We start from the raw sequence: 20,940 nt of genomic DNA, 5'->3' as shown, positions 1-20,940 counted from the left end.
ATCCCCGCATGGCCGACGGGGCAACTGGTGGTACGACAGGGTCCGACGCGACCCGGACCGCGCGTCCCTGGCCCGATGCCCACACCAGCGCCGCCCTCGTGGCTGAGGACTGGGCCCGCAGCGGTGTCCCCCTGCTGACCGGCCACCCGGACGGGCCCCCGCTGCTGCCTCCCGGTTCCGCGGCCACCTTCGCCACCTGGCTGGCCGACCACGTCTCCGCCGCCGGTGGGGCCCGACTCGACGGGGCCCGGCTGCTGGCCGAACGGGCCGCGCTCCGCGGGCTTGGCCGACGCGGACGACTGTCGGTGGGCGGCAGTTGCCGACTGCTGCCCACCCGGGACGGCTGGGCGGCCGTGTCCGACGCACGCCCGGACGACCGCCTACTGTGGAGCGCGCTGATCGGCCGGGACCTCGATGCCGGGGCGCTGCCGGGCCGGCTGGCCGACTGGCTCGCCGCCCACGACGGCGCCGACCTGGACGAACGGGTGGCCCTCCTCGGCCTCGCGGGCGGTGCGGTCCGGCCCCGGCCCGACCGCACCGCCCCACTGCCCGGCACACCGCGCGCCGGGGCGGGGCTGCTGGTGGTCGACTTCAGCGCGCTGTGGGCGGGCCCGCTGTGCGCGCATCTGCTGGGTACGGCGGGGGCCAGGGTGGTCAAGGTGGAGACCCCGTCCCGCCCGGACGGAGCCCGCTTCGGCGATCCCTCCTTCTACGACCTGCTGCACGCGGGGCACGCCTCCGTCGTCCTCGACCCGGCGGACGCGCGCGGCCGTGCCGCCCTGCACGAGCTGGTGGGCCGCGCGGACGTGGTCGTCGAGGCCTCCCGGCCCCGGGCGCTGGCGGGGTTCGGGCTCGACGCCGAGGCGGAGGCGGCCCGCGGCTGCACCTGGATCTCGATCACGGCGTACGGGCGGGCCGCGGGCCGGGTCGGCTTCGGCGACGACGTGGCCGCCGCCCGCGGACTCCTCGGCACGGACGCGGACGGGCTGCCCGTGTTCGCCGGTGACGCCGTGGCCGACCCGCTCACCGGTCTGCTCGCCGCCGCGCTCGCCCTGTCCGAACAGCCGGGAGGCGGCGGCGCGGTGCGGGAGGTGTCGATGGCGGACGTGGTGACCGCCTGTCTGTCCGTGTCGGGCCCGGGGGAGGCGCGGCTCGTCGAACGCGGCGGCGGCTGGCTGGTGGACACCGGGGGCGCGACGTTTCCGCTGTCCGCGCCGCGTCCGCGCCGTCCGGCCGCCGCCGCCCCGGCGAGCGGCGCCGACACCGCCGACGTGCTGCGCGAGCTGGGGATCGGGGTGCCGTGAGCGGGCTGCTGATCCGGGACGCGGAGGCCGAGGGGCAGCGGTGCTCGGTGCGGGTCCGGGGCGGTGTGGTCGCGGAGGTCGGCGCGGGGCTGGTGCGGGCTCCCGACGAGGAGGAGGTCGACGCGGCGGGCGGTGCCCTGCTGCCCGGCCTGACCGACCATCACCTGCACCTGTTCGCGCTGGCGGCGGCGGTCTCCTCCGTGCGGTGCGGTCCCCCGGACGTCCGCGACCGCCCGGCGCTGCGGGCCGCGCTGCACCGGGCCGTTCCGGACCGGCACGGCTGGGTCCGGGGCATCGGCTACGACGAACGGGTCGCCGGGTCGTTGGACGCCACCGGACTCGACGCACTGCGGGCGGACGTCCCGGTGCGGGTGCAGCACCGCAGCGGTGCGCTGTGGGTGCTCAACTCCCTTGCCGGCGAACGGGCCGGACTGGCGTACGGGCGCCACCCCGGCATCGAACGCGACGCCGCCGGACGGCCGACGGGGCGGTTGTGGCGGGCCGACGACTGGCTGCGCGCACGGCTGCCCGAGGCTCCCGCGCCGTCCCTGGCGGAGGTGGGCCGCCGACTCGCCGGCTACGGCATCACGGCCGTCACCGACGCGACGCCGCGCCTGAGCCCCGACTCCGTCGGCCGGCTCGCCGAGGAGGTGCGCAGCGGGCGCCTGCCCCAACGGCTGCTGCTGCTCGGGGCGCCCCTCGCAACTCCGCCGACGACCCGCCCGGAGCCCGGCCCCTGGAAGATCGTCCTCGCGGACTCGGGGCTGCCGGACTTCACCGCGCTGGTCGAGGAGATAGATGCCGCGCACCGGCGGGGCCGTCCCGTCGCCGTGCACACGGTCACGGCCGTCTCCCTCGCCCTGCTCCTCGCCGCGCTGGAAGCGGCCGGGGTGCTGCCCGGCGACCGTATCGAGCACGCGGCCGTGGTTCCGGCGGAAGCCGTGCCCGTCGTACGACGCCTCGGGCTGAGCGTGGTCACCCAGCCCGGCTTCCTCCCAGACCGCGGCGACGACTTCCTCGACGCCACCCCGCCCCACGAGCACGCCGACCTGTACCGCTGCGCCTCGTTCCTGCGCGCCGGTGTCCCGGTGGCGCTGTCGAGCGACGCCCCCTACGGGCCGCTCGACCCGTGGTCCGTGATCCGGGCGGCCACCACGCGCCGGGTCCCCGGCGGGCGGACCGCGAACCCCGCCGAACGCCTCACCGCGGCCGAGGCGTTGGCGGCGTACCTCGCACCGCCCCACTCCCCCGGCGGGCGTCCGCCGCACCTGGTGCCGGGCGTGGCCGCCGATCTCGTCCTGCTGGCCGTGCCGCCGGCCGAGGCCCTGTCGGATCCGTCGGCGGACCTGGTGCGGCTGACGCTCATCGGGGGGCGGGTCCGCTATCGCCGGTCCTGAACCGGCCGTCGGCCGTTGTCCGTCGCCTGTTGTCCGTTCATGCGGGCGAGGGCGGCACCGGCGGCCGTCAGGACGATGTCCGGTTCGGCGCCGGCGGCCTGGGTGACGTCGGTGAGCAGGCGGACGTCCTTGCGGAGCAGCGGACCGGCGTGGGCGGCGAACCGGTCCAGGGTGCCGCCGGCCGCGGCGACCCGGTCGAGGGCGAAGCCGCCCGCGCTGCCGTGGGTGAGGACCCGGGCGAGGGCGGCCGGGTCGATGGCGAGGTCCCGGCCGAGGGCGAGGGTGTCGGCGGCGGTGCCCAGGTTGGCGGTGAAGAGCACGTTGTTGAGGAGCTTCGCCAGTTGGCCGGTGCCCAGCGGGCCCATGTGGACGACCGGGTCGGCGTAGGTCGCGAACACCGGACGGCAGTAGGCGACCGTGCCGGGCTCGCCGCCCGCCATCACCACCAGCCGTCCCTCGGCCGCCGCCGGACCGCCGCCGCTGACCGGGGCGTCGATCAGCGTGACGCCGTGGGTGCGGGCGCGGTCGGCGAGGCGGCGGCAGGTGTCGGGGTGGACGGTGCTGTGCACGGCGACCACCCCGCCCCTGCGCAGTCCGGCGAGGACGCCGTGTTCGCCGGTGAGGACCTCCTCGACGTCCGCGTCGTCGACGACGCAGACGCAGACCAGGTCGCTGGCCGCGGCCAGGTCGGCCGGGGAGGCGGCGCGCTTGGCCGGGGTGTCCGCGAAGGGGAGGAGGGTGGCGGGGCGGCGGGCCCAGAGGGTCGTCTCGTGTCCGGCGTCGACGATCCGGCGCGCCATCGGGGCGCCCTGACTGCCGAGTCCGATGAATCCGACGCGCATCAGCCGGCCTCCTGCTCAACGGGTTCGGGGGTGGGCGCCGGTTCCGGCGCGGGCCGGGGGCGCCAGAAGGTGGCGAGGAGTCCGGCGGTGGCGAGCACGGCCACTCCGAGGGCGATGCCTGCACCTGTCCAGCCGTCCCGGTCGAGGCCGGCCGCGTCGTCCAGGGAGGCGCTGCCGGGGCCCAGCGCGGCCAGGGCCAGGGCGACCACGGCGAGGGTGAGGACGTACTCGTAGCCCTCTTTGAAGACGAAGAAGCCGTTGGGCCGGTGTGCGAGCAGGCCCGCCACCAGCATCACCGAGATGACGGCCGCGCAGGCGAGCGGGGTGAGGAAGCCGGCGAGCAGGAGGAGCCCGGCGCCTGCCTCGGTGGCCACGCTCAGCCAGGCCTGGAGGGTGCCGTGGGTGAGGCCCAGGCCGGTGAACCAGCGGGCGGTGCCCGCGATCCGGCCGCCGCCGCGCCAGTGGTTGAGGCCGTGCGCGATCATGACGACGCCCAGGACCAGGCGCAGCAGCAGTGCGACGGCATCGGTGTGGTTCATCCCGCTCTCCCTTGTCGTGGAGGTGCGGCGAGGCCCGCCTCCCGGGTCACCGCGCATTCCTCGGCGAACGACAGCACTCTCAGGTGGTAGGCCCGGGCCGAGTGACCGAGGCTCAGATTGTGCCCGGAGTCGGGCTGTTCGTCGACGCGTACGCGGGGTGCTGTCGTGAAGAGGCCGGCGATGTCGGCGAGGGCGGCGGGGCCGGAGCTCCACACCTCCTCGTGGTCGCCGAGGGTGAAGTGCACGGGGATGCGCACCCGAGCCGCCAGTTCGGGGAACTCGTGGCGCCAGCCGCGGGCGGCGGACTCGTACGCGGGCGAGGCGGCTGCGATGCCGGCGCCGCCGACCACGTCCGGCGGGTAGAGCCGGCCCGTGCCCCAGAGCGCTTCCCGCAGCCGGGCGCGGGCACGGCGCAGGTCCTCGTCGCCCTGTTCGAGGAAGCCCACCGAGCGGGGGTGGTGGTGGCGTCCGGTGCCCGCGATCTCCAGGCCGAGCAGGTGCCGTCCGCGTTCGTCGGCGGCCATCCGCACCGCGAGTTCGCTGCCCGCGGAGTGGGCCGCGAGGAACACGCCCGCGCCGGCCGGGCGGGCGGCGAGCAGGTGGTCCAGGGCGGTGTGGGCGAGGTCGACGCGGCGGGCCGGGTCGGTGAGCCGGTGGGCGTGCGGCAGGGAGGCTCCGTAGCCGGGCCGGTCGAGGGCGACGACGGTGAAGCCGAGGGCGGCGCCGGTGCGCAGGAGGGAGAGCCTCGGGTGGCCCGGGCAGTCGAAGTAGGCCGAGTCGGTGCCGCCGCCATGCAGGGCGAGGACGACGGCCCGGGGCTGCCGTACCCAACTCGCCCGGTACGAGAGGGAGATGCCGTCGACGTCCACGGTGCCGGGCACCACGTCCGGGTGGGTGTCGTCGGTCACGTGTCCGTCCTGAGCAGCAGGACCCCGCTGGGTGTCAGGCCGCCGGAGCTGACCACCGCGACCCGGGCGCCGGGGACTTGGCGTGCGCCGCCGTCGCCGCGCAGCTGGACGACCGCCTCGTGGACGAGGCCCAGGCCGTGGGTGCGTCCGTGGGAGAGCTGGCCGCCGTGGGTGTTGAGGGGCAGCACGCCGTCCCGGGCGATGTTCTTGCCGCCGTCCAGGAAGTCCTTGGCCTCGCCGATGCCGCAGAACCCCAACGCCTCTATCCAGGAGAGGCAGTTGAAGGTGAAGCCGTCGTACAGCTCGGCCACGTCGACGTCGGTGGGGCGCAGGTCGGTGCGGGTCCACAGGTGGGCGGACTGGCCGAGGGTCTGGGGTTCGTGGGTGAGCGTGCTCTGGTCCCACTCCAGGCGTTCGGTGATCTGGGTGCCGACGGCCTCGACGCGGACGGGTGGTCTGGCGAGGTCGGGTGCGGTGTCGACGGCGGAGACGACGACGGCCACGGCTCCGTCGCAGGGGACGTCGCAGTCGTAGAGGCCGAAGGGGGTGGTGATGGGGCGGGCCTGGAGGTAGTCGTCCATCGTCATCGGGTCGCGGTAGATGGCGGTGGGGTTGAGGGCGGCGTTGGCGCGCTGGTTGAGGGCGATCCAGCCGAGGGTCTCGCGGGTGGTGCCGTAACGGTGCATGTGGCGTTGGGCGTTCTGGGCGAGGGTGTGTGCGGCGGAGGTGGCGCCGAAGGGCCTGAGCCAGCCGGGGTCGGCGCCGCCGGGCTGCGGGATCCGGCCCTGTCTGAGGAGTTGGGCGTAGCTGGCCTCCCAGAGGGTGCGGAAGCAGAGCACGTGCCGGGCCAGGCCGCCGGCGATCGCGAGCATCGCGGAGATCAGGGAGCCGCCGGGGCCGAAGGTCTCGCCGCCGCCGTGGTGCCAGGTGGGGCGGATGCCGAGGGCGGACTCCAGGGCGGTGACGCCGCCTTCGGCGAAGCCGCCGTAGGGTCCGGCGCCGGGGTAGGTGGCGAGGCCGTCGATGTCGTCGAGGGTGAGGCCCGCGTCGGCGATCGCGGCCTGGCAGGCCTGGACGGTGAGGGAGAGCGGGGGGACCATCAGCCGGCGGCCGAGCGGGGAGGCGCCGATGCCGGTGAGGGCGACCTTGTCCTCGAACTTGTCCGGGGACCGCATGGGTCGTATGTGAGATACCACCGATCCCGGATCGGTCTCGTCCGTGGGCAGCGGCCCGGGTTCCCCCTGCTCCGCGGCCGGCCGGAAGAGCGGCAGCCACACGTCGTCCCCGGCCTGCTCGAAGACGGCCTCCATCCGCATGCCGAGGGCGAGTTCGGCGGGGTCGCACTCGACGGCGTTGGTGGTGAGCCGGATCCGGGGGTCCTCTTCGAGCGCGACCTGGGCGACGACGTACGGCGACGGCAGGCCGGGGAGGGTGAAGCGGTGGCTGACGGTGAAGCCGATGAGGGTCGCGCGGCCGGAGACGGTCCGGACGCCCATCTCCTGTGCGTGGCAGTACCGGCAGACGGGCTGGGGCGGGTGGATCAGGGCGGTGCAGGAGGCGCACTCCTGGATCCGCAGCCGGCCGTCCGCCCCCGAGGTCCAGAAGAACGCGTTCTGGTCGGTGAGGTGGGGAAGGGGGCGCCCCGAGGATGCGGTCACTGGGTGGCTCCCCTTCAGTCCGCGGTCCTGGCCGCCCGGTCCGGGCGTACGGTCACCGGTTCGGCGAGGCGCTGTTCGTCGCAGAGCCGCTGGAGCTGCGCCAGTGTCTCGTCGAGGGAGGGGCCGAGGCGCTTGCCGGGGGTGAAGGTCGCCGGGAGGTGGCGCATGCCCTGGATGATGCCGATCGTCTCGTAGTGGACGGTGCCGTCGGGGTCGCAGCGGTAGTCCGGCATCCGGTCGAGCACGGCCGTCGCCATCCGCTTGAACACCGTGCGGGCGACGTTGGAGCCGATGCAGCGGTGGATGCCGAGGCCGAAGCTGCTGTGCCGGTTGCCCTTGCGGTCCAGGTGGACCCGGTCGGGGTCGGCGAAGACGGCGGGGTCGCGATTGGCCATCGCCCAGGACAGCCACAGGCGTTCACCCTCCTCGAACCGCTGGCCGGCGATCTCGCAGTCGGCGGAGATCGTACGGCCGTCGCCCGGGGCGGGGGCGAAGTAGCGCAGGAACTCCTCGGTCGCCGAGTCCAGCAGGGTTGCCCGCTCGCGGCTGAGCCGGTCCCGCTCAGCGGGATGCTCGGACAGCCATTCCAGCGCGTGCGCGGTGAGCGCGGTCGTGGTGTCGAAGCCGCCGCCGATGAGCAGGGCGAGGACGCCGACCAGTTCCTCGTCGGGCGGGGAGCTGCCGTTGATGTCCGCGCGGACGAGGGCGTCGATCAGGCCGGGCCGGGGATGCTGCCGGACGTCCACGATGGACGTGTACAACGCCATGCCCATGTTCCGGCTCATCTCGGCCACGCGCGGCATGTCCGGGGAGTCGGGCGGGGTGTAGACGGAGGCGTGGGCGGGTTCGTTGTAGACCGTCCAGTCCGCCAGCGGGATGCCCATCATCGCGAGGGTGAGGACGGCGGGGACGATGTTGGCGAGGTCGTCGACGAAGTCGATGCTGCCCTCCTCGATCCGCTCGTCGAGGCAGGCGCGGACCACCTCGTCGACGAAGGGGATCCAGCGGGCGACGGCCGCCGGGGAGAGGTAGGGGTTGAGGGTCTGGCGGTAGTGGCGCTGCTCGGGCGGGTCCATCTCCAGGAACCCGCCCTGCACTTCGCGGGCGCGCGGCGGCGAGGGGATGGTGATGCCCTTGTAGCCGCGGCGTTCGCCCTTGACGTCGTGGTCGTTGGAGAGGAACTCGGCGGACCGGGCCAGTTCGAAGACCTCGCGGTTGCCGCTGGCGACCCAGTGGCCGCCGTGGGTGTCGGTCCAGGCGATGGGGCACTGGCCGTGCAGTTCGTGGGTGATGTCCTCGAACTCGGTGCGGTACTCGGGTGTGTGCCGGTCGAAGTGCACCCGGTGTTTCTTGCGTTCGTCGTCGGTGCCGGCCTCGCTCATGGCTCTGTCCTTGTCCTTGTGTTCGGGGAAGTCGGCCCGCTCAGGAGAGCTGGATGGCCCGTTCGGGGCAGGAGTGCGCGGCTTCCCGGACCTGCTCCTCCTGGTCGGCCGGGACCTCTTCGCTCACGGCCGAGGAGTGGCCGTCGATGTCGTCGAGCTGGAATGCCTTCGGAGCGATCATCGCGCAGAGCGTATGGCCCTGGCAGCGCTCCGGATCGACCCGGACCTTCACGCTAATCTCCCTGTTGACCTGGGGTTTTGGTTGGTTCAGCGGCGCCAGTCGTACCACTTGAGGTAGCCGCCCGCGTCCACCCGCAGCTGGGTGCCGGTGATGTAGCGGGCCTCGTCGGAGGCGAGGAAGAGCAGGGCGTTGCTGATGTCGCGGGGTTCGACGTACGGGATCGGCATGGCCTGCTGCACGGCGAAGGACGGCTCGGCGTCCTCGCGGGTGGGGTGGGCGAGGTCGGGCCGGAAGGACTCGTACATCGACTCGTTCTGGAGCATGTGCGTGTCGACGTTGGTGGGGTGCAGGACGTTGGCGCGCTGCCCCAACGGGGCGAGGTTGCGGGCGAGTTCGTGGACGTACTCGGACAGGGCGCGCTTGGCGAACGCGTAGCCCGCGCCGCCCGGGTTGGAGCCCGGGGTCTGCACGATGCCGTGGTCCATGAGGGCCGCGGTCGAGCCGGTGGCGATGACGGAGGCGCCCTCGCGCAGGTGCGGCAGGCAGATCTGGATGGTGTTGATGGTGCCGATCAGGTCGACGTCGACGGCGTCGCACCAGGCCTGCATCTTGGGTTCGCCGCGCAGCGGGGCGATACCGGCCTGGGCCACCACGATGTCCAGACCGCCGAGCCGCTCCAGGCCCGCCGCAAGAGCCTCGCGCAGCTGGGCGGTGTCGCGGACGTCCGCCTGGCGGGCGACGATCCGCCGGCCCTGTTCCTCGACCAGGCGGACGGTCTCCTTGAGGTCCTCGGGGGTGGCCATCGGGTAGCGGACCGTCTCGAAGTCGCGGCAGATGTCCACCGCGATGATGTCGGCGCCCTCCTCGGCCAGGCGCACGGCGTGGCTGCGGCCCTGACCGCGCGCCGCGCCGGTGATGAACGCGACCTTGCCCTCGACTCGTCCCATGGGCGGTGTCCTTTCTTCCGTGGTTGTTCTCCGCTCGGCGGGCGCCGGCCACGGTCAGCCGGTGCCCGAGGGGGCCAGTACGGCCGTCAGCGCGTCGAGGGCCGGGGCGAGGGCGCCGAGTTCGGCACCGAGTTCACCGGCGACCGCGTGCACGACGTCGAGGTCCTTGCCGAGGAACTCGGCCGTGGAGCTTGCGAATTCGGCGACCGACCCGCGCCGTACGACGCCCGCGAGGGCGCGGCTCGACGCGCTGCCGTGAGTGAGGGCGTCCAGCAGGAGCCGCTCGTCGAGGCCCAGTTGGCGGCCGAGCCGGGCGGCGTGGGCGAGCAGTCCGATCTGGGCGGCGAAGACGGTGTTGTTGACGAGTTTCACGCGCTGGCCCGCGCCGAGCGGGCCGACGTGCAGCACCGGGTCGCCGTAGGCGCGCAGGACCGGCCGGATCCGGGCGACCGCGTCCTGGGCACCGCCGACGTAGAGGGTGATCCGGCCGCCCGCCACGTCCGGCGGGCCGCCGCTGACCGGGGCGTCGACGACGCCGATGCCGCGGGGCGCCGCCCGCTCCGCCACGGCCTCGACGGTGTGCGGACTCGCGGTGGTGTGGACGACGAGGATGCCGCCGGCCGGCATCGCGTCGAGCAGCCCGCTTTCGAGGCAGACCTCGCGCACCTGCTCGTCGGTGCGGACGCACACCAGCACGGCGTCGGCCCCCTCGCCGACCTCCGCGACCCCGGGGACGACCTCCGCGGGTTCCCTGGTGAGGGCCCCGCGGGCCGCGTCCGACCGGGCGGCGACCCGCACCCGGTGACCGGCCTCCGCGAGCCGTCGCACCATGGGCAGGCCCATCCGACCGGCCCCCACGACTCCGATCACAAGAATCTCCCTTCCGGATGCGAGAACCATACTTTCACCGAACGGTGCCCGGAAGTCCCGAGTAACGACTTTGTGTCACGGCGCGACAGAAGCAGCGGCACGACTCCGAGTGGGTGCCCTTCCAACCGTTCCCCGGTATGGTTCTCAAAATCGAGAACCATATTTCCACCGAGGGTGGTCACGTCCACGGTCTGGAGGAGTTCATGGAGCGCAGGACCTGCGGGGAAGTGGCCGGATGAGCGGCGACGGCCCGCTGGCCGGGATACGGGTGCTGGAAGTGGCGATGTACGGGTTCGTCCCGTCCGCCGGAGCCGTGCTCGCCGACTGGGGCGCGGACGTGATCAAGGTCGAGCACGCGGTCAACGGGGATCCGCAGCGCGGACTGCGGCAGACCGGCGCGTTCAAGATAGAGGGCGACCCCAACCCGAACATCGAGCACGCCAACCGGGGCAAGCGCAGCATCGGCCTGGACATGGCGCGGCCCGAGGGCAGGGAGGTGCTGTACGAACTGGCCCGGCGCGCGGACGTGTTCCTGACCAGCTTCCTCCCGTCGGCGCGGCAGAGGTTCGGCATCGACGTCGAGGACATCCGCGAGGTCAACCCGCGGATCGTCTACGCCCGGGGCAGCGCGCTCGGCCCGCGCGGCGGGGAGGCGGACAAGGGCGGGTACGACATGACCGCGTTCTGGGCCCGCGCCGGTACGGCGGCCAGCCTCACACCGCCGGGCACGCCCGGCATGATCCCGCCGCCCGGCCCGGCCTACGGGGACACCATCTCGGGCACGAACCTCGCCGGGGGCATCGCCGCCGCCCTGCTGAAGCGCGAGCGCACGGGCGAACCGTCCGTCGTGGACGTCTCGTTGCTGGGCAGCGGGGTGTGGGCCCTGGGACACGGGATCGCCCTGTCGCTCCGCCTGGACCGGCCGATGGTCGCACCGCCCACCGGGGCGCACGGCTCCCCCACCAACCCGCTGTCCGGGCTGTACCGCACGGCCGACGACCGCTGTCTGGCGTTCGTGATGATGCAGCCGGGCAAGTTCTGGGCGGACGTGTGCCGGCACATCGGCCGGCCCGAACTGGCGGATGATCCACGGTTCGCGAGCGCCGAACTGATCGCCGCGCACACGGCGGAGGCCGTCGCGATCCTGCGCGAGGTCATCGCCACGGGCACGCTCGCCGAGTGGACCGAGCGGTTCGCGACGCTGGCCGGGCCGTGGGCGCCCGTGCAGGACTCGCTACAGGTCGGTTCGGACGCACAGGTCCGGGCGAACGAGTACCTCGTGCGCGCCGGTGAACTCGAACTCGCCGCGAACCCGGTCCAGTTCGACGTCGCCGCGCCCCGGCTGGGCCCTGCCCCGGAGTTCGCCGCCCAGACCGAGGAGGTCCTGCTGGAGCTGGGGCTGGACTGGGAACGCATTCTGGCGCTGAAGGCGGCGGGGGCGGTGACGTAGCCCCCCACGACCGCTCCTACCAGCACGGTGGAGAGCTTGGCTCTCGCACATCGGGACTCACCTTGCCGCAACGAAAGAAGGGCCGCACCCATATGCCCGTCACCGTCACCGAACTCACCCCCACCACCGGTGTGGAGATCACCGGCCTCTCCGGGAACCGGCTGGTCGACCGGGGCGTCGCGGAGGAATGCCTGGCCGCGCTGGAGCGGCGCGGGGTGGTGATCTACCGCGAGGCCGACATCGACGACGACGATCTGGTCGCCTTCGGCCGGCTGCTCGGCGAGGTCGTCCCGCTGCCGATGGGCGGCCATCCGACGCACCGCGAGATCCAGCGGATCACCCGGGACCCGGCGAAGAGCCCGCTGGCCGCCTACCGCGAGTCCACCTTCTTCTGGCACATCGACGGCACGACCCAGCGGATACCCGGCAAGGCGACGCTTCTGACGGCACGGCAGGTGTCGGGGGACGGCGACGGCGACACCGAGTTCGCCAACACCTTCGCCGCGTACGAGGCGCTGCCGGAGGCGGAGCGGAAGGAACTGGACGGCCTGCGCGTCGTGCACAGCTTCGCGGCCTCGCAGCTTCTGGTGACACCGGACCCGTCGCCGAAGGAGCGGGCGGCCTGGGACCGCAACCCGGCCCGCGAGCACCCGCTGGTGTGGACCCGGCGCAACGGCCGCAGGTCGCTGCTGATCGGCGCGACGGCCGGCGAGGTGACCGACCGGCCGCCGGACGAGGGCCGCAGGCTGCTGGACCGGCTCCTCGACTGGGCGACCCAGCCCCGGTTCACCCTGCGCCACCGCTGGCGCCAGGGCGACCTCGTCATCTGGGACAACACCGGGATGCTGCACCGGGCGCTGCCCTACGGCCCCGCCTCCTCCCGGCTGATGCACCGCACGTCCCTGCTCGGCGAGGAGGCGGTCGTATGAGCGAGCGGCGCACGGCGCTCGTGACGGGCGGCGGCTCGGGTATCGGCCGCGCCATCGCCCAGCGGCTCGCCGAGGACGGCTTCGCCACGGCCGTACTCGACCTCAACGCCGAGGCGGCCGAGCAGGTCGCCGAGGAGGCACGGCAGAAGGGGCACGAGGCGGTCGCCTTCGGGGGCGTCGACGTGTCCGACCGGGCGCAGGTGAACGACGCGGTGCAGCGGGTCCGGGACGTGCTGGGCGGGCCGGTGCAGGTACTGGTCAACAACGCGGGCGTCAGCGGGTTCGGCCCCTTCCTGAAGATCACCGACGAGACCTGGGACCGGATCATGGCCGTGAACCTCAACGGCCCGTTCTACCTCTGCCAGGCGGTCGTGCCCGACATGAAGGAGGCCGGCTGGGGGCGGATCGTGAACATCTCGTCGTCCAGTACGCATTCGGGGCAGCCGTACATGGCGCACTACGTCGCCTCGAAGGCCGGACTCGTCGGCTTCACCAAGTCCCTGGCGCTGGAGCTGGGTCCGGTCGGCATCACCGTGAACACCATCCCGCCCGGCTTCATCGACACCCCGATGCTGCGGGCCTCCGAGGAACGCGGCCTGCTGGGCGGTTCGGTGGACCACCACGCGGAGCTGACCCCGGTACGGCGTCCGGGGCGCCCGGAGGACATCGCCGCCGCGTGCTCGTTCCTGGTGTCCGAGGAGGCCGGGTACATCACCGGGCAGGTGATCGGGGTGAACGGGGGCCGCAACACCTGAGCCCCGGGCCGGGCCGGCCGTACGCCGGACGGGTATGTGACGCATTCGGCGTGTCCGTACCGTCGCGCGCGTCCGTCACCGCTTCGATGATGGCGCCGTGACGAGACGCCCGAGGCCGGGCCGGGCACGTCCGAAGCCGGGCCGGGCAGGTCACTTCCGGCGGTCGAGTGCCCGGTCCGCGGCCTCCCAGTGCGCGTCCGCGGCCCACAGCCGGGCGAAGGCGCGCACCGCGTCGTCCGCCGAAGTGCCGTCGTCCAGCACGTGTTTGATCTGCGCGGCGGGTCCGGTGGCGAGGGCACGCGCCACAGCACGCCATTCCGTCTCGAAGGAGGCGCGCGGCACCACCCGGTCCACCAGGCCGACCCGCTCCGCCTCGGTGGCGTCGAGGACGGCGCCGGTGCCCGCGAGCAGCAGGGCCCGGCCACGGCCGATCAGGGCGGCGAGCCGTTCGGCGCCGCCCCAGGCGGGCATGATCGCAAGGGTCACCTGGGTGAAGCCGATCCTGATGTCGTCGGCCGCGATCCGGATGTCGGCGGCGACGGCGACCTCGGCCCCGCCGCCCAGCGCATGGCCGTTGAGCGCGGCGACGACGGGGGCGGGAAAGCTTGCGATGCGGTCGCAGAGGCCCCGCATCCGCCAGGCCATGGCCGCCGCGTCCTCCTCGGTGCGGATCGCGGCGAGTTCCTTGAGGTCCCCTCCGGAGACGAACGCCCGGTCCCCCGCTCCCCTGATCACCAGCGCCCGCGCGCCGGCCGCCGCGTCCAGCGCCTTCTCCAGCTCGTCCATCGTGGCGAGCGAGATGGCGTTGCGGGCCTGGGGGCGGTCGATCGTGAGGACGGCCAGGCCGTCGTCCAGCTCGAGATCGATCACGTCATTCCCCTCTGACGATATTGGCATTCTCCATAAGCGAGAATAACGTATGCGCCGCTGAGCGCCGCAAGCCCGACGCCTCGAAGAGCCGCCCGTCGCAGTGGAGGTAGCCGCAGATGCGAGAGATCCCCGTCGAGTTGACCGAGCGTTACGCAGCCGAGGGCTGGTGGACCGAGGAGACGGTCGGCGACCTGCTGACCCGGGGGCTGGCGGCGGCGCCGGACACCGAGTTCCGGGTGCACTCGGCCGCCCGCCCCTGGGAAGGCACCTTCCGGGACGTCGAAGCGGTCGCGCGGCGACTGGCGGGCGGGCTGCGGGAACGGGGTGTGGGGCCGGGCGACGCCGTGGCCTTCCAGCTGCCCAACTGGATGGAGGCCGCCGCGGTGTTCTGGGCCTCGGCGCTCCTCGGGGCGACGGTCGTGCCGATCGTGCACTTCTACGGGCGCAAGGAGGTCGGCTACATCCTCGACGCCGTCCGGCCGCGCGTCTTCGTCACCGCCGAGCGGTTCGGGCGGCTGGAGTTCCGGCCGGACCTGTGCGCGGACGTGCCGGTGGTCGGCGTGGTGGGCCGCGACTTCGACGCGCTGCTCGCCGGCGAACCGCTCACGGAGCCGCTCCCGGCCGACCCGTCCGCCCCCGCCCTGATCGCCTTCACCTCCGGTACGACCCGCGACCCGAAGGGCGTCGTGCACAGTCACCGGACCCTGGGCCACGAGACCCGCCAGCTCGCCGCGAGCTACCCGCCGGACCGTGGCCGCCAGCTCACCGCCGCCCCGGTGGGCCACTTCATCGGCATGGTGAACGCCTTCCTGATCCCCGTCCTGGACGGCACCCCCGTGCACCTCACCGACGTCTGGGACCCGGCCGGGGCCCTGCGGCTGATGCGGGATCACCAACTCCACATCGGGGGCGGGGCGCCGTACTACGTCACCAGCCTCCTCGACCACCCCGACTTCACCGAGGAGCACCTGCGGTACCTGCGGTACGCGGGGCTCGGCGGCTCGTCCGTGCCGGCGGCCGTCACCACCCGGCTGGCCGGCCTCGGGATCCGGGTGTTCCGGGCGTACGGCAGCACCGAGCATCCCTCGATCACCTCGTCCCGGCACGACGCCCCCGAGCCCAAGCGGCTGTTCACGGACGGGACCGCGCTGCCGGGTGTCGAGATCCGGCTGGCCGAGGACGGGGAGATCCTCAGCCGGGGCCCGGACCTGTGCCTCGGCTACACCGATCCGGCCCTGACGGCGCGGGCGTTCGACGAGGAGGGCTGGTACCGCACCGGCGACCTCGGCGAGCTGGACGAGGACGGGTATCTCACGATCACCGGCCGCAAGGCGGACCTGATCATCCGGGGCGGCGAGAACATCAGCGCGCTGGAGGTCGAGGAGGTCCTCCTCACGATGCCCGGGGTCGCGGAGGCCGCGGTCGTCGCCGCCCCCGACGCCCGGCTCGGCGAACACGCGGCCGGGTTCCTGCGGATGCTCCCCGGACACCCGCTGCCCGGCCTCGACGCGATGCGGGCGCACTTCGAGCGGGCGGGGCTGGCCCGGCAGAAGTGGCCGGAGGAGTTGCACCAGGTGGCGGAGTTCCCACGGACGGCGAGCGGCAAGGTGCAGAAGTTCCGGCTCCGTCAGGACATTGCCGTAGGCACCTGAAGAGAATAGCATTCTCTCAAATCGCAAAGGAGGGTCTCATGTCGCGTGCGCTGCCGTATCCGCTCTTCGACGCGGACAACCACCTGTACGAGACCGAGGAGGCGCTGACCCGGTTCCTCCCCAAGCAGTACGCGGGAGCGATCGAGTACGTGCAGGTCCGCGGCCGTACGAAGATCGCGATCCTGGGCCAGATCAGCGAGTACATCCCGAACCCCACCTTCGAGGTGGTCGCCCGGCCCGGCGCGATGGAGGAGTACTTCCGGATCGGCAACCCGGACGGCAAGTCCCGCCGGGAGATCTTCGGGGAGCCGATGCGCTCGATCCCCGCCTACCGGGAACCCGGCCCGCGCCTGGAGCTGCTCGACGAACTCGGGGTGCAGCGCACGCTGATGTTCCCGACGCTGGCGAGCCTCATCGAGGAGCGGATGCGCCACCACCCGGAGCTCATCCACGCCGTCATCCACTCGCTCAACGAGTGGCTGCACGCGACCTGGTCCTTCAACTACAAGGACCGCATCTTCACCACCCCCGTGATCACCCTCCCCATCGTCGAGAAGGCGATCGCGGAGCTCAACTGGGCCGTGGAGCGCGGCGCGAGGGCGATTCTCGTCCGGCCCGCCCCCGTGCCCGGCTACGGCGGCTCGCGCTCCTTCGCGATGGAGGAGTTCGACCCGTTCTGGAAGCGGGTCGTGGAGACCGGCGTGCTGGTGGCGATGCACTCCTCCGACAGCGGGTACTCCCGGTACGCCAACGACTGGGAGGGCACCTCCGCCGAGATGCTGCCCTTCAAGTCGAACGCCTTCCGCCAGGTGAACGAGTGGCGGCCGATCCAGGACGCGGTGGCCTCCTGGGTCTGCCACGGCGCGCTGTTCCGCTTCCCCGAGCTGAAGATCGCCCTCATCGAGAACGGCTCGTCCTGGGTGGCCCCGCTCCTCGACCAACTCGCCGACGTCCACAAGAAGATGCCGGAGCAGTTCCTCGGCGACCCGGTGCAGGCCGTCAAGGACAGCATCCACGTCAGCCCGTTCTACGAGGAGAACCTGGGCGAACTGGTCGACCTCATCGGCGTCGACCGGGTGCTGTTCGGCTCGGACTACCCGCATCCGGAGGGCCTGGCCCAGCCGACCTCCTACGTGGACGCCATCCAGGGGCTCGACCCGGCCGACCAGGCGAAGATCATGGGCGGCAACCTGTCCCGGCTGATCCCGGCGTGAGCGGGAGAGGGCTTCTCTCGTGAGGTGGGAGACCATCCCCCGGATGGTGCTGAGCGCGGCCGACCGCTTCGGTGACGCCGAAGCGGTCGTGGACGGACCGCTGCGCCTCACCTTCGCCCAACTCGCCGAGCGGGTACGGGTGGCGGCGGGTGCCTTCGCCGCACTGGGGGTCGGCAGGGGCGACCGGGTGGCGATCTGGGCGCCCAACTCCGCCGAGTGGATCGTGGCCGCGTTCGGGCTGCTGACCGCCGGCGGGGTACTCGTCCCGGTCAACACCCGGTTCAAGGCGGCCGAGGCGCACGACATCGTCGTCCGCAGCCGAGCCAAGGCAGTACTGGTCCAACAGGGCTTCCTGGGCCTGGAGTTCACCGGACCGCCCGGCGTGCCGGTGATCGACCTCAAGTCCGGTTTCCTGGAGAGCGGTTCGCCCCTCGAACGCCACGTCGACGGTGACGACGTGGCGGACATCGTCTTCACCTCGGGGACGACGGGCCGTCCCAAGGGCGTCCTGATGACCCACGCCCAGACGCTGCGCCTGTACGAGGAGTGGTGCGACCTCGCCGATCTGCGGGCGGGCGACCGCTATCTGATCGTCAATCCGTTCTTCCACATCTTCGGCTACAAGGCGGGCTGTATCGCCTCCCTGATCCGCGGCGCCACGATCCTGCCCGTACCGGTCTTCGACGTGGAGCGGGTGCTCGACCTGGTCGAGCGGGAACGCGTGACGATGCTGCCGGGCCCGCCGACCCTCTACCACTCCCTCCTGGAGGCCCGGGCGAAGGGCGGCCGGGACCTGTCCTCCCTGCGCTGTGCCGTCACCGGCGCGGCCGACATCCCCGTCGAACTCATCCGCCGGATCAGCGAGGAACTCCCCTTCCGCTCGATCATGACGGGGTACGGCCTCTCGGAGGCGGGCACGGTGACCGCCTCCCGCCCCGGCGACTCCTTCGAGGACATCGCGACCACCGTCGGCACCCCCTGCGACGGCGTGGAGATCCGCGTCGCCGGCGACGGGGAGGTGCTGGTGCGCGGCTACAGCGTGATGCGCGGATACCTCGACGACCCGGCGGCGACCGCCGAGACCGTGGACCAGGACGGCTGGCTGCACACCGGCGACCTCGGCACCCTGGACGACCGGGGGCACCTGAGGATCGTGGGCCGCAAGAAGGACATGTTCCTGGTCGGCGGCTTCAACGCCTACCCGGCGGAGATCGAGGGCTTCCTGCTGCGGCACCCGGCGGTGGCCCAGGTCGCGGTGATCGGCGTGCCGGACGCGCGGATGGGGCAGGTCGGCAAGGCGTTCGTGGTGCGGCACGGGCCGGTGACCGAGGCGGAGCTGATCGCCTGGAGCCGCGAGCGCATGGCCGGGTTCAAGGTGCCCCGGTCCGTGGAGTTCCGCGAGGAGTTGCCGCTCAACGCCACGGGCAAAGTGATGAAGGACCTACTGCGATGAAGGCCGACGGGAACCGCGACCGGGTTCCCGCCCTGGAGAACGGAGATCTCTCGTGACGACGAACGGCACTGCCGACCCGACGGCGGATCTGTCACTGGCCCGGCTGGAGCGCCTCGACGACGAGATCATCGCGCTTCTCGCCCGCCGCCGCGCGATGGCCCAGGAGCTCCCGGCCCCGGCCCGCGCCCGCGCCGCCGACCCGGCCTTCGCGGAGACCGTACGCGGCATCACGGGCCGCTACCGCCAGGAACTCGGCGGCGCCGGCGAACTCGTCGCCCGCGCGGTCATGGTGCTGTGCGATCCGAGCCGCGAGGCCTGAAGAAAGCTTCTTTCGCACCCGGGCCCCTCAGGTCTTCGCCCTCGGGTGGCCACCCCTGGGCGGTCGCTTCGAGGGCGCCGCATTGCTGCGTACCCATCCCACGCCCTGCGCGGGTGTGGTCCCCGACACATCGAGGGAGTGCGGAAAGGCACAGGTCGTAGCCCCACAGGGGTCGTTGACACGGCCGGAGATTTGGCCGTACAAATCTGAACAGTGGACCGGTCAGCCGGGCGGCGGGAAGAGAAGGAGGCGGACATGACCCATCTCTTCGCGTCCCGGACCGCCGTGGAGATCGCGCTCGACGCGGTGCGCAGCCACGGCGGCCACAGTGGCTGAGTGGCCCCAGCGGGAGAGGCAACGCGAGAGCACGTACTACCGGCTTGCGCGGGAGCTGCGGGCTGCCGTCCTGCGGCACGACTACCCGGACGGGGTGCGGCTGCCGACGGAGGCCGAGCTGGCCGGAACGTACGGGGTGAGCCGGCAGACGGTGCGGCGGGCGTTCCAGGACCTGGTCACGGAGGGGCTGGTGTACCGGGTGCCGGGGCGCGGGACGTTCGCCACGCCACGGGAGGAGCAGTACCTACGGCAGTTCGGCTCGGTGGACGACCTGATGGGGCTGTCCATCGACACCCGCATGGACGTCGTCACACCGCTGCACCAGCGGGTCGACGTCGACGCGGCGGGCCGGCTGGGCCTGCGCACGGACCAGGTGCACAAGCTGGCCTTCCTCCGGCTGCACGAGGACGTCGCGTTCTGCCACACCTCGGTCTGGCTGCCGCCCTCCGTCGGCCGACTCCTGGAGCCGGTCACGGAGTTGACGCTGCCGGGCACACCCAACGCGTTCACCGTCATCGGCCTGCTCGACCAGCGGCTGCCGGAACCGATCGCCGAGGCGGAACAGAGCATCACCGTCGCCGAGGCCACGCCGGACATCGCCCGGCATCTGGGCTGCGCGCCGGGCCGCGCCCTGCTGCGCGTCGACCGCGTCTACCAGACCCTGGCCGGACAGGCCGTCGAACTCGCCATCAGCCACTTCCTGCCCGAGCACTACTCGTACCGCGTGCGGCTGCGGCGCAGCGGCCAGTGATGCCCGCCCAACACCGTTGAGGAGAAAGAACCTTGAGCTTGAGGATCGTTGTCACTGTGAAGTACGTGCCCGACGCCACCGGCGACCGGCACTTCGCCGATGACCTGACCGTCGACCGTGACGACGTGGACGGTCTCCTCTCCGAGCTGGACGAGTACGCGGTCGAGCAGGCGCTGCAGATCTCGGAGAATTCCGATGACGACGTCGAGGTGACCGTTTTGACGGTGGGTCCCGAGGACGCCAAGGACGCGCTGCGCAAGGCGTTGTCGATGGGTGCGGACAAGGCGATCCACGTCGAGGACGACGACCTGCACGGCACCGACGCCATCGGCACCTCGCTGGTGCTGGCGAAGGCGATCGAGAAGGCCGGCTTCGACCTGGTGGTCTCCGGTATGGCCTCGACCGACGGCACCGCGGGTGTGGTTCCCGCGCTGCTGGCGGAGCGGCTGGGTGTCCCGCAGGTCACCCTGCTCTCCGAGGTCTCCGTCGAGGACGGCACGGTCAAGGGCCGTCGTGACGGGGATGCCGCCAGCGAGCAGCTGGAGGCCTCGCTTCCGGCGGTGGTGTCGGTGACCGACCAGTCGGGTGAGGCGCGGTACCCGTCGTTCAAGGGCATCATGGCCGCGAAGAAGAAGCCGGTGGCGTCCTGGGACCTGTCCGACCTCGACATCGAGGCGGAGGAGGTCGGTCTGGAGGGTGCCTGGACGGCGGTCCAGGATGCCACCGCGCGTCCGGCCCGTACGGCGGGCACGATCGTCAAGGACGAGGGCGAGGGCGGCAAGCAGCTCGCCGAGTTCCTCGCAAGCCAGAAGTTCATCTGATCGAGTTGGAGTCCCATTCTCATGGCTGAAGTCCTCGTCTACGTCGACCACGTGGACGGTGCCGTCCGCAAGCCCACTCTGGAGCTGCTGACGCTGGCCCGCCGTATCGGTGAGCCCGTCGCGGTTGCGCTGGGTGCCGGTGCCGCCGACACCGCCGCCGTCCTCGCCGAGCACGGCGCGACCCGCGTGCTGACGCACGACGCGTCCGAGTACGCCGACTACCTGGTCGTCCCGAAGGTCGACGCGCTCCAGGCCGCGGTGGCCGCCGTGTCCCCGGCCGCCGTGCTGGTCCCCTCCTCCGCCGAGGGCAAGGAGATCGCCGCCCGCCTCGCGCTGCGCATCAACTCCGGCATCATCACCGA

At 72.7% G+C, this 20,940-nt stretch carries 21 protein-coding genes and 1 pseudogene; 13 read left to right on the top strand and 9 right to left on the bottom strand.

Annotated features, from left to right (window positions below):
• Positions 1 to 8 precede the first annotated feature (8 nt).
• Positions 9 to 1,304 carry a CoA transferase gene (locus AB0D74_RS42435; RefSeq protein WP_362599411.1) on the top strand — a complete coding sequence of 432 codons (1,296 nt, stop codon included), beginning with the start codon at positions 9 to 11 and terminating at the stop codon, positions 1,302 to 1,304.
• Positions 1,301 to 2,701 carry an amidohydrolase family protein gene (locus AB0D74_RS42430; protein ID WP_362599409.1) on the top strand — a complete coding sequence of 467 codons (1,401 nt, stop codon included), beginning with the start codon at positions 1,301 to 1,303 and terminating at the stop codon, positions 2,699 to 2,701. Before AB0D74_RS42435 ends, AB0D74_RS42430 begins: the two co-directional genes overlap by 4 nt.
• On the opposite strand, the gene AB0D74_RS42425 is transcribed toward AB0D74_RS42430, so the two are convergent.
• Genes AB0D74_RS42425 through AB0D74_RS42390 form a run of 8 tightly spaced genes read right to left on the bottom strand, consistent with a single transcriptional unit; the run spans position 2,686 to position 10,028 of the window.
• Positions 2,686 to 3,543, bottom strand: coding sequence for an NAD(P)-dependent oxidoreductase (locus AB0D74_RS42425; protein ID WP_362599407.1), 858 nt, complete (start codon positions 3,541 to 3,543; stop codon positions 2,686 to 2,688). The genes AB0D74_RS42430 and AB0D74_RS42425 overlap by 16 nt on opposite strands.
• A complete protein-coding gene (locus tag AB0D74_RS42420; protein WP_362599405.1) occupies positions 3,543 to 4,082 on the bottom strand; it encodes a DoxX family protein in 540 nt (179 codons plus the stop codon). Before AB0D74_RS42420 ends, AB0D74_RS42425 begins: the two co-directional genes overlap by 1 nt.
• Entirely contained in the window at positions 4,079 to 4,990 is a 912-nt protein-coding gene (locus tag AB0D74_RS42415; protein WP_362599403.1) for an alpha/beta fold hydrolase, read from the bottom strand. The genes AB0D74_RS42420 and AB0D74_RS42415 overlap by 4 nt, the downstream gene beginning before the upstream one ends.
• Complete coding sequence (locus AB0D74_RS42410; protein WP_362599401.1) at positions 4,987 to 6,648, bottom strand: OB-fold domain-containing protein; 1,662 nt, start codon at positions 6,646 to 6,648, stop codon at positions 4,987 to 4,989. Before AB0D74_RS42410 ends, AB0D74_RS42415 begins: the two co-directional genes overlap by 4 nt.
• A gap of 14 nt (positions 6,649 to 6,662) precedes the next feature.
• Positions 6,663 to 8,030 carry a cytochrome P450 gene (locus AB0D74_RS42405; RefSeq protein ID WP_362599399.1) on the bottom strand — a complete coding sequence of 456 codons (1,368 nt, stop codon included), beginning with the start codon at positions 8,028 to 8,030 and terminating at the stop codon, positions 6,663 to 6,665.
• Between the two features lie 40 nt (positions 8,031 to 8,070).
• Positions 8,071 to 8,262, bottom strand: coding sequence for a ferredoxin (locus tag AB0D74_RS42400; RefSeq protein ID WP_362599397.1), 192 nt, complete (start codon positions 8,260 to 8,262; stop codon positions 8,071 to 8,073).
• A gap of 35 nt (positions 8,263 to 8,297) precedes the next feature.
• The gene (locus AB0D74_RS42395) at positions 8,298 to 9,158 is read right to left on the bottom strand and encodes a mycofactocin-coupled SDR family oxidoreductase (RefSeq protein WP_362599395.1); all 861 of its coding nucleotides are present in this window, start codon (positions 9,156 to 9,158) and stop codon (positions 8,298 to 8,300) included.
• Positions 9,159 to 9,212: 54 nt separating this feature from the next.
• A complete protein-coding gene (locus AB0D74_RS42390) occupies positions 9,213 to 10,028 on the bottom strand; it encodes an NAD(P)-dependent oxidoreductase (protein WP_362599393.1) in 816 nt (271 codons plus the stop codon).
• Positions 10,029 to 10,263: 235 nt separating this feature from the next.
• Between AB0D74_RS42390 and AB0D74_RS42385 the strand changes: the two genes are divergently transcribed.
• The 3 genes from AB0D74_RS42385 (at position 10,264) to AB0D74_RS42375 (ending at position 13,162) form a co-directional block, all read left to right on the top strand.
• Positions 10,264 to 11,478 (top strand): CaiB/BaiF CoA-transferase family protein, encoded by a 1,215-nt coding sequence (locus AB0D74_RS42385; RefSeq protein ID WP_362599391.1) that lies wholly within the window; start codon positions 10,264 to 10,266, stop codon positions 11,476 to 11,478.
• Between the two features lie 92 nt (positions 11,479 to 11,570).
• On the top strand, positions 11,571 to 12,407 hold the full coding sequence (locus AB0D74_RS42380; RefSeq protein WP_362599389.1) for a TauD/TfdA family dioxygenase: 837 nt from the start codon (positions 11,571 to 11,573) through the stop codon (positions 12,405 to 12,407).
• Positions 12,404 to 13,162 carry an SDR family NAD(P)-dependent oxidoreductase gene (locus AB0D74_RS42375; RefSeq protein WP_362599387.1) on the top strand — a complete coding sequence of 253 codons (759 nt, stop codon included), beginning with the start codon at positions 12,404 to 12,406 and terminating at the stop codon, positions 13,160 to 13,162. The genes AB0D74_RS42380 and AB0D74_RS42375 overlap by 4 nt, the downstream gene beginning before the upstream one ends.
• Positions 13,163 to 13,312: 150 nt before the next feature.
• Here the strand turns inward: AB0D74_RS42375 and AB0D74_RS42370 are convergent, their stop codons facing one another.
• Positions 13,313 to 14,032 (bottom strand): enoyl-CoA hydratase/isomerase family protein, encoded by a 720-nt coding sequence (locus AB0D74_RS42370; RefSeq protein WP_362599385.1) that lies wholly within the window; start codon positions 14,030 to 14,032, stop codon positions 13,313 to 13,315.
• Between the two features lie 116 nt (positions 14,033 to 14,148).
• Between AB0D74_RS42370 and AB0D74_RS42365 the strand changes: the two genes are divergently transcribed.
• From AB0D74_RS42365 to AB0D74_RS42330, 8 genes and pseudogenes are all read left to right on the top strand, one after another.
• Positions 14,149 to 15,684, top strand: a complete 1,536-nt coding sequence (locus AB0D74_RS42365; protein ID WP_362599383.1) for an AMP-binding protein — start codon at positions 14,149 to 14,151, stop codon at positions 15,682 to 15,684.
• A 38-nt stretch (positions 15,685 to 15,722) separates the two neighbouring features.
• Positions 15,723 to 16,898 (top strand): amidohydrolase family protein, encoded by a 1,176-nt coding sequence (locus AB0D74_RS42360; RefSeq protein ID WP_362599381.1) that lies wholly within the window; start codon positions 15,723 to 15,725, stop codon positions 16,896 to 16,898.
• A 19-nt stretch (positions 16,899 to 16,917) separates the two neighbouring features.
• Positions 16,918 to 18,351: a FadD3 family acyl-CoA ligase gene (locus tag AB0D74_RS42355; RefSeq protein ID WP_362599379.1), complete on the top strand. Its 1,434-nt coding sequence runs from the start codon at positions 16,918 to 16,920 to the stop codon at positions 18,349 to 18,351.
• 52 nt (positions 18,352 to 18,403) lie between these two features.
• Positions 18,404 to 18,670, top strand: coding sequence for a hypothetical protein (locus AB0D74_RS42350; RefSeq protein WP_362599377.1), 267 nt, complete (start codon positions 18,404 to 18,406; stop codon positions 18,668 to 18,670).
• Positions 18,671 to 18,883: 213 nt separating this feature from the next.
• Complete coding sequence (locus AB0D74_RS42345) at positions 18,884 to 19,006, top strand: hypothetical protein (RefSeq protein WP_362599376.1); 123 nt, start codon at positions 18,884 to 18,886, stop codon at positions 19,004 to 19,006.
• Complete coding sequence (locus AB0D74_RS42340) at positions 18,999 to 19,757, top strand: GntR family transcriptional regulator (protein ID WP_362599374.1); 759 nt, start codon at positions 18,999 to 19,001, stop codon at positions 19,755 to 19,757. Before AB0D74_RS42345 ends, AB0D74_RS42340 begins: the two co-directional genes overlap by 8 nt.
• Before the next feature lie 32 nt (positions 19,758 to 19,789).
• Positions 19,790 to 20,578, top strand: a complete 789-nt coding sequence (locus AB0D74_RS42335) for an electron transfer flavoprotein subunit beta/FixA family protein (RefSeq protein ID WP_362599372.1) — start codon at positions 19,790 to 19,792, stop codon at positions 20,576 to 20,578.
• A gap of 21 nt (positions 20,579 to 20,599) precedes the next feature.
• A pseudogene (locus tag AB0D74_RS42330) lies at positions 20,600 to 20,940 on the top strand (electron transfer flavoprotein subunit alpha/FixB family protein); the annotation flags it as partial.

The organism is Streptomyces sp. NPDC048278 (genome assembly GCF_040652195.1).
Taxonomy (GTDB): domain Bacteria; phylum Actinomycetota; class Actinomycetes; order Streptomycetales; family Streptomycetaceae; genus Streptomyces.
This window is presented reverse-complemented; position numbering and strand designations above follow the sequence as displayed.